The sequence below is a fragment of the Streptomyces sp. NPDC033131 genome, assembly GCF_055578365.1.
The window spans coordinates 23,543-40,673 of the sequence record NZ_JBVIPA010000001.1; the positions used below are offsets into that span (position 1 = coordinate 23,543).

At 71.2% G+C, this 17,131-nt stretch carries 15 protein-coding genes; 12 read left to right on the forward strand and 3 right to left on the reverse strand.

All coding sequences use genetic code 11. The features are described 5' to 3' along the window. Nucleotides 1–493 precede the first annotated feature (493 nt). Nucleotides 494–2,803, reverse strand: coding sequence for a beta-xylosidase/alpha-l-arabinosidase (locus ACZ5XS_RS00120; RefSeq protein WP_468646831.1), 2,310 nt, complete (start codon nt 2,801–2,803; stop codon nt 494–496). A 122-nt stretch (nt 2,804–2,925) separates the two neighbouring features. Between ACZ5XS_RS00120 and ACZ5XS_RS00125 the strand changes: the two genes are divergently transcribed. The 5 genes from ACZ5XS_RS00125 (at nt 2,926) to ACZ5XS_RS00145 (ending at nt 8,466) form a co-directional block, all read left to right on the forward strand. Continuing rightward, complete coding sequence (locus tag ACZ5XS_RS00125; RefSeq protein WP_468646833.1) at nt 2,926–3,993, forward strand: LacI family DNA-binding transcriptional regulator; 1,068 nt, start codon at nt 2,926–2,928, stop codon at nt 3,991–3,993. A 119-nt stretch (nt 3,994–4,112) separates the two neighbouring features. Next, on the forward strand, nt 4,113–5,459 hold the full coding sequence (locus ACZ5XS_RS00130) for a glycoside hydrolase family 10 protein (RefSeq protein ID WP_468646835.1): 1,347 nt from the start codon (nt 4,113–4,115) through the stop codon (nt 5,457–5,459). A 93-nt stretch (nt 5,460–5,552) separates the two neighbouring features. Further along, the gene (locus tag ACZ5XS_RS00135; RefSeq protein WP_468646837.1) at nt 5,553–6,614 is read left to right on the forward strand and encodes an LCP family protein; all 1,062 of its coding nucleotides are present in this window, start codon (nt 5,553–5,555) and stop codon (nt 6,612–6,614) included. 119 nt (nt 6,615–6,733) lie between these two features. Beyond that, a complete protein-coding gene (locus tag ACZ5XS_RS00140) occupies nt 6,734–7,090 on the forward strand; it encodes a YciI family protein (RefSeq protein WP_217235189.1) in 357 nt (118 codons plus the stop codon). Nucleotides 7,091–7,164: 74 nt separating this feature from the next. Beyond that, nucleotides 7,165–8,466 carry an RNA polymerase sigma factor gene (locus tag ACZ5XS_RS00145; RefSeq protein ID WP_468646839.1) on the forward strand — a complete coding sequence of 434 codons (1,302 nt, stop codon included), beginning with the start codon at nt 7,165–7,167 and terminating at the stop codon, nt 8,464–8,466. Between the two features lies 1 nt (nt 8,467). On the opposite strand, the gene ACZ5XS_RS00150 is transcribed toward ACZ5XS_RS00145, so the two are convergent. Next, a complete protein-coding gene (locus tag ACZ5XS_RS00150) occupies nt 8,468–9,637 on the reverse strand; it encodes a THUMP-like domain-containing protein (protein ID WP_468646840.1) in 1,170 nt (389 codons plus the stop codon). Between the two features lie 90 nt (nt 9,638–9,727). Here ACZ5XS_RS00150 and ACZ5XS_RS00155 point away from each other — a divergent pair, with 90 nt between their 5' ends. The 7 genes from ACZ5XS_RS00155 (at nt 9,728) to ACZ5XS_RS00185 (ending at nt 16,123) form a co-directional block, all read left to right on the forward strand. Then, on the forward strand, nt 9,728–10,624 hold the full coding sequence (locus ACZ5XS_RS00155) for a polysaccharide deacetylase family protein (protein WP_468646842.1): 897 nt from the start codon (nt 9,728–9,730) through the stop codon (nt 10,622–10,624). Then, nucleotides 10,621–11,439, forward strand: coding sequence for a polysaccharide deacetylase family protein (locus ACZ5XS_RS00160; protein WP_468646844.1), 819 nt, complete (start codon nt 10,621–10,623; stop codon nt 11,437–11,439). Before ACZ5XS_RS00155 ends, ACZ5XS_RS00160 begins: the two co-directional genes overlap by 4 nt. A gap of 282 nt (nt 11,440–11,721) precedes the next feature. Next, nucleotides 11,722–12,030 carry a co-chaperone GroES gene (gene groES, locus ACZ5XS_RS00165; protein ID WP_171145943.1) on the forward strand — a complete coding sequence of 103 codons (309 nt, stop codon included), beginning with the start codon at nt 11,722–11,724 and terminating at the stop codon, nt 12,028–12,030. A 128-nt stretch (nt 12,031–12,158) separates the two neighbouring features. Further along, on the forward strand, nt 12,159–13,784 hold the full coding sequence (gene groL, locus ACZ5XS_RS00170) for a chaperonin GroEL (protein WP_468646846.1): 1,626 nt from the start codon (nt 12,159–12,161) through the stop codon (nt 13,782–13,784). Between the two features lie 339 nt (nt 13,785–14,123). Then, on the forward strand, nt 14,124–14,438 hold the full coding sequence (locus ACZ5XS_RS00175) for a hypothetical protein (protein ID WP_468646848.1): 315 nt from the start codon (nt 14,124–14,126) through the stop codon (nt 14,436–14,438). A 6-nt stretch (nt 14,439–14,444) separates the two neighbouring features. After that, nucleotides 14,445–15,782, forward strand: coding sequence for a hypothetical protein (locus ACZ5XS_RS00180; RefSeq protein ID WP_468646849.1), 1,338 nt, complete (start codon nt 14,445–14,447; stop codon nt 15,780–15,782). Between the two features lie 101 nt (nt 15,783–15,883). Then, nucleotides 15,884–16,123, forward strand: a complete 240-nt coding sequence (locus ACZ5XS_RS00185) for a hypothetical protein (RefSeq protein WP_468646851.1) — start codon at nt 15,884–15,886, stop codon at nt 16,121–16,123. Between the two features lie 69 nt (nt 16,124–16,192). Here ACZ5XS_RS00185 and ACZ5XS_RS00190 read toward each other — a convergent pair whose 3' ends face one another. After that, entirely contained in the window at nt 16,193–16,888 is a 696-nt protein-coding gene (locus ACZ5XS_RS00190; RefSeq protein ID WP_468646853.1) for an ester cyclase, read from the reverse strand. Nucleotides 16,889–17,131 lie beyond the last annotated feature (243 nt).

Consider the following 17,131-nt stretch of genomic DNA (forward strand, 5'->3'; position numbering starts at 1 on the left):
GCATGCCTGGCTCCGACGATGCCTGCGCCTCGGCGCCGAGCGTGCCCCGCCCCGGCAGCCACCCCGCCCCCGCTCCGGCGCCGAGTACGCCTGGCGCCGACCATGCCTTGCGCGGCGCGGACCATGCTCCCGCCTCGGCGGTCACCATGCCTTGCGCGGCGCGGACCATGCTCCCGCCTCGGCGGTCACCGTGCCTCCGCCGGGGCGGCCGCCGTGTCTCCGCCGGGCGGCCATCACGCCCCCCGCTGCGGCGCCGAGCACGCCTGGCGCGACCATGCCTTGCGCGGCGGTCGCCATGCGCCCCGCCCGGCGGTCACCATCCCTCCGCCGGGGCGGCCACCACGCCCCCGCATCGGCACCGAGCACGCCCCGCCTTGGCGCCGGGCGCCCCGTCCCGGCGCCCGCCATGCCTCCGACGCGGCGGGCTGCGCGGTCGCCGCGGCGATGGCTCGTCCTCGGTTCATGGCGGGCGTAGCGGCCGAGGCGGCCGAGGTCAGTCCACGCCGGACACCTCCGCCTCGCAGTGCAGCCTGCGGTCCGGACCCAGTACCCGCACCGGTCCCGTGAGGGTCAGCCGGGCCGTGTGGCGTACGTCCGCGCTGGAGACCGCCAGCCGCAGTTCCAGCGCGCCCGGTTCGACGACCCTTCGGCCGGAACGGTCGGTGAACGCCGACAGGTCCGGGTGGAAGCGGAAGGTGACCCGCGAGGACCGGCCCGGCTCCAGCTCCAGGCGCCGGTAGCCGATCAGGCGGACGTCGGGGCGGGTGACCGTGGCGACCGGGTCGTGCAGGTACAGCTGGACGACCTCGGCGCCGGCGCGGTCGCCCGCGTTGCGGACCGTGACCGACACGTCGTACGTCCCGTCGGTGTCCATCTCCGGGGCCGGGCCGCCCTGGAAGTCCTCCCACACGAACTCCGTGTAGGAGCGGCCGTGTCCGAAGGCGTACAGCGGTGTCGGGTCCAGGTTGCTCACGTCCGCGCGCAGGCCCAGCGGCGGCTGCAGGTACGTCCAGGGCTGGCCGCCGGGGACGCGCGGGACGCTGACCGGCAGCCGGCCGGACGGGTTCACGCGGCCCGACAGCACTCCCGCCACCGCCGGGCCGCCCTCCTCCCCGGGGAAGAACGCCTGGACGACGGCGGCGAGCCGGCCCTCCCAGCGGCCCAGGGCGTACGGGCGGCCGGTGAGCAGGACGAGGACGACCGGGACGCCGGTCGCCACCAGAGTGTCCAGCAACTCGGCCTGGACTCCCGGCAGCCGCAGGTCCGTCGCGTCGCAGCCCTCGCCCGAGGTGCCCCGGCCGAACAGGCCCGCCCGGTCGCCCAGTACCGCCACGCAGACGTCCGCCTCGGCCGTCCGTGCCACCGCCTCCTCGAAGCCGGAGGTGTCCGGGTCCGACACCCCGCAGCCCTGAGCGAACGCCACCTTGGCGTCCGGGAGTTCGGCCCGCAGGGACTCCAGGAGCGTGGGAATGTCCACGCCCGTCGGCACCTCGGGGTGCTGTGTGAGGACATGGGAGGGGAACGAGTAGCAGCCGAGCATCGCCAGCGCGTCCGCCGCCCTCGGGCCGACCACCGCGACGCGTGTGTCGGGGGCCAGGGGAAGCAGGCCGTCCGGGTTGTCCAGCAGCACCACCGACTCCTGAGCCAGGCGGCGGGCCACCGCCCGGTTCGCCGTCGAGTCGAGGTTGATGCGGCCGGCCGGCTCCGGGTCCCAGTCCTCGTCCAGCAGGCCCAGTTCGCACTTCTGGAGCAGCACCCGGTGGACCGCCCGGTCGATCAGGGACTCCGGGACCGCGCCCGCCCTGACCGCCTCCAGCAGCGGTTTGCCGTAGCACCTGAGTGTCGGCAGTTCCACGTCGACGCCGGCCGACAGCGCCGCGTGCGCCGCCTCCGCCTCGGTTCCCGCCACCCGGTGCTGGGTCTGCAGGAAGCCGATGCCGAAGTAGTCGGCGACCACCGTGCCGGTGAAGTCCCACTGCTCGCGCAGGAGTCCGGTCAGCAGGCCGGGGTCGGCCGAGGCGGGGACGCCGTCCGTGTCGGTGTACGCGGCCATCACCGAGCGGGCGCCGCCCTCCCGCAGAGCCATCTCGAACGGCGGGAGGACCACGTCGGCGAACTCGCGGACCCCCGCGCGCACGGGAGCCTGGTTGCGGGCGCCCGCCGAGGAGGCGTACCCGGCGAAGTGCTTGAGCGTGGCGATGATCCCGGCCGATTCGAGGCCGCGGACATAGGCGGCGCCGACCGTGCCGACCAGGTACGGGTCCTCGCCGATGGTCTCCTCGACGCGGCCCCACCGGGGATCCCGTACGACGTCCAGGACCGGGGCGAGGCCCTGGTGGACGCCGACCGAGCGCAGGTCCTCGCCGATGCGGCGGGCCATCTCCTCGACCAGCGCGGGGTCGAAGGCCGCGCCCCAGGCGAGCGGCACGGGGTAGGCGGTGGCCTGCCAGGCCGTGAAGCCGGCCAGGCACTCCTCGTGGGCGATCGCGGGGATGCCGAAGCGGCCGGCGTCGGCGATGCGGCGCTGGGCGCGGGCCAGTGCCTGCGCGCCCAGCGCCGGGTCCACCGGGGCCGTGCCGAAGGGGCGGGTGAGCTGGCCCAGGCCGTGGGTGATCAGCTCGTCCCAGTCGTAGTCGGTGGTCATCTCGCTCTGCAGGGGGGCGACTCCGTCGCCGTCCGTGGCGGCGCCCACCCACACGCCGTACAGCTGGGCGGTCTTCTCCTCCAGGGTCATCCGGGAGAGGAGGTCGTCGACGCGGGCGGCGGCGGGCAGGGCGGGGTCACGCCAGGGGGCGGTGGTCATGTAACTCCTGTCGGGGTCGATGGCCCTCTCGCGAATGTTTCGAGATGTAAGTCGAATGTTTTGGGAACCTAGGGCGGTGAGAGGGGTTCGTCAAGAGGTCGCGCAGGGATACGATCGCCGCCATGACACCCCCGGAGCCCGCAGAAACCCGGACGACAGCCCCAAGGGCCGGACGGTCCGCGCAGACCGCGACGCTCGCCGAGATCGCCCGCGAGGCCGGTGTTTCGGCGCCGACAGTTTCGAAGGTCCTCAACGGCCGTGCCGATGTCGCCCCGGCGACCCGCAGTCGCGTGGAGGGCCTGCTGCGCGCGCACGGCTACCGGCGCCGGCGTGCCGAGGCGAGCCGCTCGCCCCTGATCGACCTGGTCTTCCACGAGCTGGAGAGCGCCTGGGCGATGGAGGTCATCCGGGGCGTGGAGAACGTGGCGCGGGACGCCGGGCTGAGTGTGGTGCTCAGCGAGAGCGCGGGGCGGCTGACCCCGGGGCGGACCTGGGCCGACCAGGTCGCCGCCCGCCGGCCGCACGGCGTGATCCTCGTACTGTCCGGGCTCGACGAGTCCCAGCGCGCCCTGCTCGGCAGCCGCTCCATCCCGTTCGTGGTGATGGACCCGGCCGGCGACCCGGGCGCCGACGTGCCCTCCATCGGCGCCACCAACTGGCAGGGCGGCCTCGCCGCCACCCGGCATCTGGTCGAGCTCGGGCACACCCGGATCGGCGCGATCAGCGGACCGTCCCGGATGATGTGCAGCCGCGCCCGCATCGACGGCTACCGGGCCGCCCTGGAGACCGCCGGACTGCCCGTCGACCCGGGGCTGATCGCGGCCGGCGACTTCCACCACGAGGCCGGCTACCGGCGCGGCCTGGAGCTCCTGCGCCGCCCGGACCGGCCCACCGCCGTCTTCGCCGGCAACGACCTCCAGGCGCTCGGGCTGTACGAGGCCGCGCGCGAGCTGGGGCTCAGGATCCCGGAGGACCTGAGCGTGGTCGGCTTCGACGACCTGCCGGTGGCGCCGTGGGTGGGGCCGCCGCTGACGACCGTACGACAGCCCCTGACGGAGATGGCGGAGGCGGCCGCCAGGCTGGTCCTCGACCTCGGGCGCGACGCCGGCGCCACGTCGGCGGCGACCCGGGTGGAGCTGGCGACGAGTCTGGTGGTGCGGGCCAGTACCGGGACGCCGCCCACGGCGTAGGACGTGCCGGTGCGGAGGTCGCGGGGAGGCCTGTTTCCGTATTGACCGGTGTGGTGACGCACCCCACACTGCTCCGAAGCCAGTCGGTTGTTCGACCGAAACTTTCGGAGGCACCCGCAATGAGATCTCTGAGATCGGGCTCAACCCTCACATCACTGCTCAGCGGCGTCGCCCTGCTCGGCGCGCTGCTGGTCGCGGCGCCCGCGGCGCACGCCGCCGACACACCCCTGCGCGACCTCGCCGACGCCAAGGGCAAGGTCATGGGCACGGCGGTCACCGGATCCAAACTCACCGGGACGTACGGCGACACCGCCGCCCGCGAGTTCAACGCCCTCACCCCCGGCAACGCCATGAAGTGGGCCTCGGTCGAGCCGGCCCAGGGCACCTTCGACTGGGCCGAGGCCGACCAGATCGTCGCCTTCGCCGAGGCCAACGGACAGCAGGTGCGCGGCCACACCCTGGTCTGGCACAGCCAGAACCCGGGCTGGCTGACGAACGGCACCTGGACCGCGGCCCAGCTGAGCCGGCTGATGAACGACCACATCGCGCTGGAAGTCGGCCGGTACAAGGGCCGGCTGGCCACCTGGGACGTGGTCAACGAACCGTTCAACGAGGACGGCACCTACCGTCAGACCCTCTGGTACAACGGCCTCGGCGCCGACTACATCGCCCAGGCCCTGACCGCCGCGCGCGCCGCGGACCCGGCCGCCAGGCTCTACATCAACGACTACAACGTCGAGGGCGTCAACGCGAAGAGCACCGCCCTGTACAACCTGGTCAAGTCCCTGAAGGAGCGCGGCGTCCCGATCGACGGGGTCGGGCTCCAGGCCCACCTCATCGTCGGCCAGGTGCCGTCCACGCTCCAGCAGAACATCCAGCGCTTCGCCGACCTCGGCGTGGACGTGGCGATCACCGAGCTGGACATCCGGATGCAACTGCCGTCCGACAACGCGAAGCTGACCCAGCAGGCCGCCGACTACAGGGCGGTCGTCGGCGCGTGCGTGGCGGTGGCCCGGTGCGTCGGCGTCACGGTGTGGGGCTTCACCGACTCCGACTCCTGGATCCCGGACACCTTCCCGGGGCAGGGCGCGGCGACGCCGTACGACGAGAACTACGCGCCGAAACCGGCGTACCACGCGATCGCTCAGGCGCTCGGCGGCAGCCAGTCCACGGAGGGCTGCACGGCGACGTACAGCGTGACCAGTCAGTGGAACGCCGGCTTCACCGGGCAGGTGCGGATCGCCTGTGCGGGGGCGGCGCTGTCGTCGTGGAAGGCCGGCTGGACGTATGGCGCCGGCCAGCGGATCACCCAGGCATGGAACGCCACCTGCACCCAGACGGGGACGGCGGTCAGCTGCTCCAACGCCTCCTACAACGGGACGGTCCCGGACGGCGGGTCGGTCACCTTCGGGTTCAACGCGTCGTGGAGCGGGAGCAATCCGGTGCCGGTGGTGACACTGGGGTGAGACTGCCCTGAGAAAGGTGAGATTTTCTGAAGAAAACCGTCCCCCGATCCCGTCCCTAACATTCTCCTAATAATTCGGACTTACGTTCCTCCCGTGACCGGACGTGAAGAGAACGGCGACGAGGGCAGACGGAGGGGCCGGCGGTCGACAGCGCTCAAGGCCGCCGGTCTCACACTCGCGGGCGCACTGGTGCTGGGCACCGCCGCGGCGGGCTGGGCCTACTGGCACCTCAACAGCAACATCAAGAGCGTCGACATCAACAACGCGCTCGGCGACGACCGCCCCGCGAAGGCGGTGACGACACCGACCCCGTCCGGTTCCGCGTCGGCCACCGCCTCCCCGCTGCCCACCGAGGCGCTGAACATCCTCGTCCTCGGCTCGGACTCACGCAGCGGCGAGGAGAACCAGGAGCTCGGCGGCGGCGACAGCTCCGGCGCCCGGTCCGACACGGCGATGGTGGTGCACCTCGACGCGGGCCGTACGACGGCGACCGTGGTCAGCATCCCCCGCGACACGCTCGTCACCCGGCCGTCCTGCCCGCGGTCGTCCGGGGGGACGACGGCGGTGGCGTACAACTCGATGTTCAACGGCGCGTACTCGGTGGGCGGGCCGGTGTGCGCGGTCAAGACGGTCGAGTCGATCACCGACGTCCGCATGGACCACTACATCGAGATCGACTTCGCGGGCTTCGCCAAGCTGGTGGACGCGCTCGGCGGGGTCACCGTCACCACGGACCAGGACATCGACGACGACGACAGCCACCTGAAGCTGGCGGCCGGCACCCACGAACTCGACGGCGACCAGGCCCTCGCGCTCGCCCGCACCCGGCACGGCATAGGCGACGGCAGCGACCTCGGCCGCATAGGTCTCCAGCAGATGCTGGTGAAGGCCCTGCTGGAACAGATCTCCTCGACGAACCTGCTGTCCGACCCCGCCAAGCTGTACCGGGTCGCCGACGCGGTCACCGGCAGCCTCACCACGGACACCGGCCTCGACTCCCTGACCGAGCTGATGCGCCTGGGTGAAAGCCTCAAGGTACTGTCGGCGGACCGGGTGACGACGGTGACGATGCCGGTGGTGACCGCACCCTCGGACTCCAACCGGGTGGTGGCCGACGAGCCGGAGGCGGGCGAGCTGTGGGAATCGCTGCGCTGAGCGGACACGCGGGAAAACCCGGAAGATTTTCCTCGACCCTGTCGATCCGGGTGCCGCCCGGTCGACGCAGGGGTGAGAGGCCGGGAACAGCCCGGCCCACGACACGAGGAGGCGGCACCATGCCGCGCTATCTCTCCCTGGTCCAGATCGACGAGTCCACCGCCCCCGCCGAGGGCCCCAGCCCCGAGCTGATGCAGCGGATGGGCGAGCTGATCGACGAGATGACGAAGGCCGGGGTCCTGCTGGACACCGCCGGGCTGACGCCGACCGCGCAGGGCAGCCGGGTGCGCTGGGAGGGCGGGCAGCTGTCCGTCACGGACGGGCCGTTCACGGAGGCCAAGGAAGTCGTCGGCGGTTACGCGATCGTCCAGGCCAAGGACAAGGCCGAGGCGATCGAGTGGACCAAGCGGTTCCTGAAGGTGCACGAGGAGCACTGGACGGTGACGTGCGAGGTGCGGGAGATCGCCGAGGGCTGAGGACCGGCTGAGGACCGGCTGAGGACCGGCTGAGCGTTTGGCGGCAGGCCGGTGCGGGTGTCTGATGGTGGGCTGTGACACCACAGCCCACCGCCGACCCGCGCGGAGCCGCGGAAGATCCGCGCGGAGCCGCGGAGGACCCGCGCGGAGCCGTCGAAACCGTCTTCCGGATCGAGTCGCCCCGCATCATCGCGGGCGTCGCCCGCATCGTCCGGGACGTCGGCATCGCCGAGGAACTGGCCCAGGACGCGCTGGTCGCGGCCCTCGAACAGTGGCCGCGCGACGGCGTCCCCGACAACCCGGGCGCCTGGCTCATGGCCACCGCCCGGCACCGCGCCGTCGACCTGATCCGGCGCCGGGAGAACTACACCCGCAAGCTGGCCGAGATCGGCCGGACCCTCACGGACGCGGCCCCGCCGGAGGAGCCCGCCGACCCCGAGGACATCGACGACGACCTGCTCCGCCTGGTCTTCACCGCCTGCCACCCGGTCCTGTCCGCCGAGGCCCGCACCGCCCTCACCCTGCGTCTGCTCGGCGGCCTGACCACGCCCGAGATCGCCCGCGCGTTCCTGGTGCCCGAGGCGACGGTGGCCCAGCGCATCGTGCGCGCCAAGCGGACGCTGGCGGCCAGGAACATCGCCTTCGAGGTCCCCTACGGCCCCGACCGCGAGGCCCGCCTCGGTTCCGTCCTCGACGTCATCTACCTGATCTACAACGAGGGTTACGCCGCCACGGCCGGCGACGACTGGCTGCGCCCGGGCCTGTGCGAGGACGCCCTGCGGCTGGCCCGCGTGCTGTCCGCCCTGATGCCGAAGGAACCCGAGGTCCACGGCCTGACCGCCCTGCTGGAGTTCCAGACGTCCCGGTCCGCGGCCCGAACCGGCCCGAACGGCGAGCCCGTCCTCCTCAAGGACCAGAACCGCCGCCGCTGGAACCGCATGCTCATCGCCCGCGGCATCACCGCCCTCGGCCGCGCCGAAGCCACCGGCGCCCCGGGCCCCTACGCCCTCCAGGCCGCGATCGCCGCCTGCCACGCGATGGCGCACTCCTACGAGGAGACCGACTGGCGGACGATCTCCACCCTGTACTCCCTGCTCGCCGCCCGCGCCCCCTCCCCGGTCGTCGAACTCAACCGCGCGGTCGCCGTGTCGATGGCGGACGGCCCGGGCCCGGCGCTGGAGATCGTCGACGCCCTGGCCGCCGAACCGGCCCTGCGGGACTACCACCTGCTGCCGAGCGTGCGGGGCGATCTGCTGATGCGTCTTGGCCGTACGGCTCAGGCGCGGGCGGAGTTCCTGCGGGCGGCGGAGCTGACGCACAACACGCGGGAACGGGAACTGCTGCTGAGGCGGGCGGCCGAGGCCGGGGCTTCCTGAGTCAGACGGGGTGCCCGACGAGCATGGTCGGCGCCCCGGCGACCCGCGTCATGAACACGGTCGCCGAGTTCGGGCCGTGCTGCTTGGGCAGGGCCTTGCGGCGCAGTTCCTCCGGCTCGACCGCGGAGCCCCGCTTCTTCACGGTCAGGATGCCGACCTCGCGCTCCCGCAGCAGGGCCTTCAACTTCTTCACGTTGAAGGGCAGTCGGTCGGTGATCTCGTACGCGGAGGCGTACGGGGTCACGTGCCGCTCGTCGGCCGTGATGTAGGCGATCGTGGGGTCGATCAGCCCGCCGTCGAGCTCCTCGGCGACCTCGGCGACCAGGTGGGCGCGGATGACGGCGCCGTCGGGCTCGTACAGGTACCGGCCGACGGACCGGACCCGGGGGTCGGGCAGGCCCCGGCCGAGGAGCGTCCGCGGGCCCGGCAGCAGGGTCGCCCGTACCGTCCCCGGCTCCGTGCGGAACCACAGCACCGCCTCCTTGACGTCCCCGCCGTCCGAGATCCACTCGGCCTCCGCCTCGGCGGGGACGGCCTCGTGGGGGATGCCCGGGGCGACCTTCAGCGCGGCGGCGCGGGACGCCGTACGGGCGGCCTGGACGGCCCAGGACAGCGGTGGCGAGTACGCCTCCGGGTCGAAGATCCGGCCGCGCCCGCCACGCCTCGCCGGATCGACGAACACGGCGTCGTAGCCGGCGGTCTCCACCTCCGTGACGTCCGCCTCCCGCACCTCGATGAGGTCGGCCAGCCCGAGCGCGTCGGCGTTCGCCCGGGCCACCGCCGCCGTCGCCGGGTCCCGGTCCACGGCGAGCACCCTGATCCCCGCCCGGGCGAGCGCGATCGCGTCCCCGCCGATCCCGCAGCACAGGTCGGCGACGGACCGCACGCCCTCCGCCCGGAAGCGCGCGGCCCGGTACGACGCCACGCTCGCCCTGGTCGACTGCTCGACGCCGTTCGGCGTGAAGAACATCCGCCCGGCGTCCTCGGCCCCGAACTTCGCCGCCGCCCGCTGCCGCAGCCGCGCCTGCCCGAGCGCCGCCGACACCAGTTCGGCGGGGTGCTCGCGGCGCAGCCGGGTGGCGACGGCGAGTTCGTCGGCGGGGGCGGTGCCGCGCACCGCGTCGAGGAGGGCGCGGCCCTCGGGGGTGAGGAGGGGGGCAAGGTCGTTCACCGGATCATTGTGGGCCAGTCGGTGGACGGTGTGCCTCCGGTGGCGGTGTCGGCCCGGGTTCGCGACGGCGTCCTGCGAGGATCCGGCACCATGCGAACAGTAGGACAAACATACAAAAAGCGGTCAGCGGTGACGGTGCGGCCCGGTATCGCCGTTCTCGCCGTCGCGGCCCTCCTCTCCGGCTGTGCGCAGGGCGGCGGCGCCGAGGTGCGGCCGGCCCTCGGCCAGCAGCGCGCGAAGGAGGGGGGCGCGGCCAAAGTGAGGGCCGCGCGCCAGGCCAGGGTGGCGGCGGCGAAACGCTGGGGCCTCAGGACGGTCCCGCTCCTGCCCCCGCGCCCGCCTGCCGTCAAACCGACGATCACCACCCGCAAGGGCTTCGAGGTGGACGGCCACGCCGGCCTGCCACCGGTCTTCACGACGGTCCCCACCAAGCAGAAGATCGTCTTCCTCACCATCGACGACGGTGCCGAGAAGGACCCGGCGTTCCTGCGGATGATGAACGAACTGAAGATCCCGTACACCGCCTTCCTCAGCGACTACCTGATCAAGGAGGACTACGGCTACTTCAAGAAGATGCAGGACGCCGGGGTCACCCTCAACAACCACACCCTCCGTCACCCCTACCTGCCCGGTTTGTCGTACGCCCGCCAGAAGCGCGAGATCTGCGGCATGCAGGACGTGATCGAGGAGCGCTACGGCCGGCGCCCCACCCTCTTCCGCCCGCCCTACGGCAACTACAACGAGGCCACCCTGCGTGCCGCCGCGTCCTGCGGCATCAAGTACGCGCCCCTGTGGAACGAGGAGATCTTCGTCGACCGCTGGGAGTACCGCGAGTGGGACCGGGAGATCCGCCCCGGCGACATCGTCCTCAGCCACTTCCGGGGCCCGGAGATCTGGAAGGGCACCATGCCGGACATGATCCGCCGCTTCCTGAACAAGATCACCAAGGAGGGGTATGCCGTGGCCCGCCTGGAGGACTACCTGTGAAGTGGCGGGCGCTGACGGCCGGCGCGCTCGCCGCCACCCTCCTCACCGGCTGCGCCCGGTCCGTCGCCCCCACCGAACGGCCGGGCGAGAAGACGGCCCAGTGGACGGCCCAGCGGACGGGCCGGGACGGCCCCGAAGGCGCGGGTGAGCGGCCGTACCGCCGATGGGGACTCGCCGCCCCGCTGCGTCCGGCCCCGAAGCCGGCCGCCCGGCCCGCTGCCGCGCGCCCGGGCAGCCCGCCCGTCCTCGACCGCGTCCGCACCCCCGACCGGGTCGTCTTCCTCACCTACGACGACGGCGCCGAAAAGGACCCGCGCTTCGTCGACATGGTCCGTGAACTGCGGCTCCCGGTCAGCATGTTCCTCACGGACAGTGTCGCCGGGCCGGGATACGGCCAATTCGCCCGCCTCCGGTCGGTCGGCGCGAGCATCCAGAACCACACCCTCGACCATCCCGCGCTGCGCGGGCTGCCGTACGCCGGACAGCGCGCCGAGATCTGCGGCCAGCAGGACAAACTCCGCTCCCGCTTCGGCATCCGCCCCCGCCTCTTCCGCCCTCCCTACGGCACGTACGACGCCACCACCCTGCGCGCCGCCGCCGACTGCGGCCTCTTAGCGGTCGTCCTGTGGCGGGCCTCGGCGGAGAACGGCGAGCTGACCTTCACCAACGGCGCGAGCCGCCTGCGGCCGGGCGACATCGTCTCGGTGCCCTCGGGCGAACCGACCGACGACACGCTGACGGAACGAACCGTCCGAGTACTGCGGGAGATCCAGGGGAGAGGGCTGACGGTGGGACGGCTGGAGGACTACGTCTAGGCCGGCTTTCCGGTACGGGTGCAGGCCACTGACGGCGCGGGACAGGCATCCGCAGCAGGCGCCCCGAGGGCGGACGCCGGGGGGAAACCTCGGCGCCGCGCCGCACGGGATTGGCACTCCGCTTGACCGAGTGCTAATCACAGTCATAGTCTCGGACCTGGCACTCCCCCCTGGAGAGTGCCAACTAGCGACGGGCAGGTCCGGCACCCGCGACGACGGATCCACCTGGTCGCCACCTCAGACAGTTAACCCCGTGAGATCTCCGAAGGGGGAGGTCGGATCGTGACGACCACCAGCTCCAAGGTTGCCATCAAGCCGCTCGAGGACCGCATTGTGGTCCAGCCGCTCGACGCCGAGCAGACCACCGCCTCTGGCCTGGTCATTCCGGACACTGCCAAGGAGAAGCCCCAGGAGGGCGTCGTCCTGGCCGTGGGCCCGGGCCGCTTCGAGGACGGTAACCGTCTTCCGCTCGACGTCGCCGTCGGCGACATCGTGCTCTACAGCAAGTACGGCGGCACCGAAGTGAAGTACAACGGCGAGGAATACCTCGTCCTCTCGGCCCGCGACGTGCTCGCGATCATCGAGAAGTAATTCACCTCGCTTCGCCTCACCGCGAAGCACATTGCTTGAGCTGCGCCCCTGGCCCCCCGCGATCACATGAGCCGGGCGCCGGGGGCGCGGCTAATTTCACCTAGATTTCCGAGAGGGCTCACGCTCCCATGGCGAAGATCCTGAAGTTCGACGAGGACGCCCGTCGCGCCCTCGAGCGCGGCGTCAACAAGCTCGCTGACACGGTCAAGGTGACGATCGGCCCCAAGGGCCGCAACGTCGTCATCGACAAGAAGTTCGGCGCCCCCACCATCACCAACGACGGCGTCACCATCGCCCGCGAGGTCGAGCTCGACGACCCGTACGAGAACCTCGGTGCCCAGCTGGTGAAGGAGGTGGCGACCAAGACCAACGACATCGCGGGTGACGGCACCACCACCGCCACCGTGCTCGCCCAGGCTCTGGTGCGCGAGGGCCTGCGGAACGTTGCCGCGGGTGCCTCCCCGGCCGCCCTGAAGAAGGGCATCGACGCCGCGGTCAAGGCCGTCTCCGAGGAGCTCCTCGCGACCGCCCGCCCGATCGACGAGAAGTCCGACATCGCCGCCGTGGCCGGGCTGTCCGCCCAGGACTCGCAGGTCGGCGAGCTCATCGCCGAGGCGATGGACAAGGTCGGCAAGGACGGTGTCATCACCGTCGAGGAGTCCAACACCTTCGGTCTGGAGCTGGACTTCACCGAGGGCATGGCCTTCGACAAGGGCTACCTGTCGCCGTACTTCGTGACGGACCAGGAGCGCATGGAGGCCATCCTCGAGGACCCCTACATCCTCATCAACCAGGGCAAGATCTCCTCGATCCAGGACCTGCTGCCGCTGCTCGAGAAGGTCATCCAGGCGGGTGCCTCCAAGCCGCTGCTGATCATCGCCGAGGACGTCGAGGGCGAGGCCCTGTCGACCCTGGTCGTGAACAAGATCCGCGGCACCTTCAACGCGGTCGCGGTCAAGGCCCCCGGCTTCGGTGACCGCCGCAAGGCGATGCTGCAGGACCTGGCGGTCCTCACCGGCGCCACGGTCATCTCCGAGGAGGTCGGCCTCAAGCTCGACCAGGTCGGCCTGGACGTGCTGGGCTCCGCCCGCCGCGTCACGGTCACCAAGGACGACACGACCGTCGTCGACGGCGCGGGCAACTCGGCGGACGTCACGGGCCGCGTCGCCCAGATCAAGGCTGAGATCGAGAACACCGACTCCGACTGGGACCGCGAGAAGCTCCAGGAGCGCCTCGCGAAGCTGGCCGGCGGCGTGTGCGTGATCAAGGTCGGCGCCGCCACCGAGGTGGAGCTGAAGGAGAAGAAGCATCGCCTGGAGGACGCCATCTCCGCGACCCGCGCCGCGGTCGAGGAGGGCATCGTCTCCGGTGGTGGCTCCGCTCTGGTGCACGCCGCCAAGGTGCTCGAGGGCGGCCTCGGCAAGACCGGCGACGAGGCCACCGGTGTCGCCGTCGTCCGCCGCGCGGTCGTCGAGCCGCTGCGCTGGATCGCCGAGAACGCCGGCCTGGAGGGCTACGTCATCACCTCCAAGGTCGCCGAGCTCGAGGCGGGCCAGGGCTTCAACGCCGCCACCGGCGAGTACGGCGACCTGGTCAAGGCCGGCGTCATCGACCCGGTCAAGGTCACCCGCTCCGCCCTGGAGAACGCCGCCTCCATCGCCTCCCTCCTCCTCACGACCGAGACCCTGGTCGTCGAGAAGAAGGAAGAAGAGGAGCCGGCCGCCGCGGGTCACTCCCACGGCCACTCCCACTGAGGCACGGCACACCACCGAGGCCCGGCACCCCGCGAGGGTGCCGGGCCTCGGCGTGTGTGCGGATGCTTGGGAGACATGGCGGTCGATGCGGGTGAAGCCGTTCACAGGTGATCATGCCTGGCCTGTTCATGGCAGACTTGGCATGGACAGGCACATGTGCTCAGGCAATGTCACAGCCGGACGGGGGCGGACATGAGTTCGTGGGAAGAGGAGTGGGGCCAGCTCAAAGCGGATGCCCTGGGGCGTCAACAGCAGTCGGCTCACATGCAGTTGAACCAGCTCCCTGCCGATGGAGGCGCTTCCTCCGGCAGCCCGGGTGCTCGTGGAGACGGGTTCTCCGTGAACGCGGACTCCATCGACGGCAGTTCGCATCTGCTCATCGAGATCGCAGGCGTCCTCTACGAGGGGCGGATGGACGGAGAGAACGCGACGATGTGCCGCGTTCCCCGGTCCCACTCAGACGTGGCCTCGAACGTCGAGACCTTCGCCCGCTACGCCAAGGACCAGTACGACGACGCGGTCGTGCTGCTCGCGGCACTGGCCGGCCACCTGAGGTCTGCGAACACCACGTACACCAAGTACGACCAACACGTCCGTGGGCAGTTGAACGCCGTTCTCGTCCAGGGGAGCTACGTCGAAGCCAAGGACCGGTGATCCACCGTGGCCTACCGCAAGGACGTGGAGTTCCTGGACGACTCCAATCCGGCGCTCATCGGGCGCAGTGCAGCGGAGTTCACGCGCCTGTACAAGCTGATCGACACCACCGACGACGCCTTCCGCAAGGCGGTCAAGGTGGACTGGCAGAGCGAAGCGCGTGACCTGTACGTCAAACGCCTGGGCGAATCCAAGGAACTCACCGACGCCCTGGCGGGAGCCTTCAGCACGGTGGGAAAGGCCCTCTCCTCGTACGCGGAGGCGGTCACCACGGCCAAGAGCCACTACGAGAGCGGGCAGCACACCGAGGGCAAACTCTCCGAGGTGATGTCCCGGGAGGCCAGCGCGATCACCCCGACCGCACGTGCCGCCGAGCCTCTGCGGCAGTGGGAGGACCTCCGGGACTCCACCGGCGTGCTGGACTGGTTCGCCGAGCTGACCGTCGACGTGGACGCGATCCGCGAGGACGCCGAGCGCTACTACAACCAGACCAAGGGCCATTACGGTGACGCCCTGCGGGTGGAGTCCGAGGCGCGCGAGAAGTGCGTCGCCGACGTCAAGGCCGCGTACCGTTCCCTGCCCGACTTCCGCAGCCCCCTCGGCGACCCGGGGCAGTTCCTCAAGAACCTGGGCCCGCTGGGTGCCGAGGCGCGGCAGGCGACCGACAACCCCTACGCCCAGCTACCGGGCGCGGGGCCGAAGGTGGACGAGTTTCCCACGCTGGGTGACGACGTCGTCATCAGCGAGACGCTGTACCGCATCAAGATGCGCGTCGACGGTCTGCCGGAGGGCCAGGGCAACAACTACTGGCTGTGGTCCAACTCGGACGAGGGCCGTCGAGACTACATCTCGGGGAACAAGGAACTCATCAGAGCCGCCGCGGCGGACTCAGGGCTGCCGCCCGAGATGATCGCGGGTATCGCCTGGCAGGAGGTCGAGGGCGACCCCGGTTGGCTCGACGACGCCGCGTACGAAGGACGACGGAACATTCCCGGCCTCACCGACGCCGACCAGACCTCGATGGGCCCCATCGCCATCCAGGTCCGCCGGGCCGCCGAAGTACTCGGGTACGACCCGAACAACCTCACGGACATGCAGCGGGACACCGTCGTCGAAGCGACCAAGGACCCGGCCCAGAACATGTTCATCGCGTCCGAGTACCTGGCCCAGCTCAAGGCCGAGAGCGAGTTCGCGGACGTACCGCCGGAGCAGATGACCCGCGCCCAGATGCAGGAACTGGCCGCCCGCTACAACGGCGGCCCTTACTACGAGAGCGACGACGCCCAGGCATATGGTCGCGGCTTCGACCGGAAACTGGATGACGCGAAGGAGGCGCTCAGGTGAGCTCCAGCCCGACGGCGGACGTGCGCGAGGGCCGGCGGTCGAGGGCCTCCAGCTCGATCGGCACCGCCGTGTGCGCACTAGTGGTCGCTCTGGGAGCTCTCGTGACGGGCTATGTCGTGCTCACGGCCTACATGGTCGAGCCGGACGGCCCGTGGGACCGGCAAGCCGTCACCAATTCCGGCGTCGCGGCCGGTATCGGCTTGGCCTTCTCGATTGTGTTGACCCTGCTGACGTGGATGTTCGTCAGGGCACAGTGGTTGCGCCGGTGGTGGTACGCCGTCCCCACGGTGCTGGCCGTCGCCGCGCTGCTGCGACTGACGTTGCTCGCGCCGGAGATCTGACACGGCGAGCCAGGTCAAGGCAGAAGGAACCCCCACTCCGAAGGGAGCGGGGGTTTTCCCCTTCGCGGGTCACGGGGTCTGAGCGACCGCCCCCAACTGCTCCAGCAGACCCGCACGGTCGTACTGCCACCAGCCCTCGCAGATCATTCCGTCCCGGAACCGGTGCCAGGTCGTCCCCGTCATGGCGACCTCCTGCCCGGTGGCCGCGATCCCCAGGAACTCGCCCTTGTGGCGCCCCGTCCAGGTCCACCGCGTGCAGACCCGGTCCCCCTCGGCGACCTGGTCGTCCACCCGGAACGAGAAGTCGAAGGACCGCCGCCAGCCGGAGTACTCCTCGCGCGCCCCGCGCAGGCCCAAGTCCTGCGGATTGGCGGGATCATGATCCACGTAGTCGTCCGTGAACCGCTCGAACATGGCCTCAGCCTCGCCCCGGCCGGCGTCCACGAAGAACTCCCGCGCGACTCCGCGGTTGAGCTGCTCGTCGCGCACCACGTCCAGGTCGGTGAAGGTCGGCATCCCGTCACACAGGGCGACCAGCTCCCGGAAGACCCGCTCGGTCTCAGGCAGATTCGAGTTCCGCATCGCTTCTTCGTACGACGGAAACTCCACGATCTCCACGAAGTGCGACGCGTCCGACAGATCCTTCCCCACCACCGCGTGCGTCGCGGTCCGCTTCCCCCGGGTCTGCTCGACCCAGGCGTCCATCAGCCGATTCATCTCCTCGAACCGGCTGGTCCTGCAGTCGATGAGCTGTACAAACGTCATGACACCGCCTCCGGCCCCCCTGGGTCCGGCTGAACAACACCATTCTCCCACCAGGACCCCTCGGCGCCTCCTGCCGTCACCGGAGACCACAACAGTGTCCTGCTCGCCCCGCAGGTGCGCTCGGCCTGCTGGGAACAGGTCCGCAGGATCGCCCCGCCCGAACTGGTCGGCCGGGAGCGGGAACTGACCGACTGAACCCGCCACCGGGCGTAGGGATCGCGCCCTTCTTCGTGACGGCCCGTC

Coding starts and splice junctions, on each gene's coding strand:
- ACZ5XS_RS00155 (WP_468646842.1), top strand. CDS start 9,728: ATGCGAACAGTAGGACAAACATACAAAAAGCGGTCAGCGGTGACGGTG.
- ACZ5XS_RS00120 (WP_468646831.1), bottom strand. CDS start 2,803: ATGACCACCGCCCCCTGGCGTGACCCCGCCCTGCCCGCCGCCGCCCGC.
- ACZ5XS_RS00130 (WP_468646835.1), top strand. CDS start 4,113: ATGAGATCTCTGAGATCGGGCTCAACCCTCACATCACTGCTCAGCGGC.
- groL (WP_468646846.1), top strand. CDS start 12,159: ATGGCGAAGATCCTGAAGTTCGACGAGGACGCCCGTCGCGCCCTCGAG.
- ACZ5XS_RS00140 (WP_217235189.1), top strand. CDS start 6,734: ATGCCGCGCTATCTCTCCCTGGTCCAGATCGACGAGTCCACCGCCCCC.
- ACZ5XS_RS00125 (WP_468646833.1), top strand. CDS start 2,926: ATGACACCCCCGGAGCCCGCAGAAACCCGGACGACAGCCCCAAGGGCC.
- ACZ5XS_RS00190 (WP_468646853.1), bottom strand. CDS start 16,888: ATGACGTTTGTACAGCTCATCGACTGCAGGACCAGCCGGTTCGAGGAG.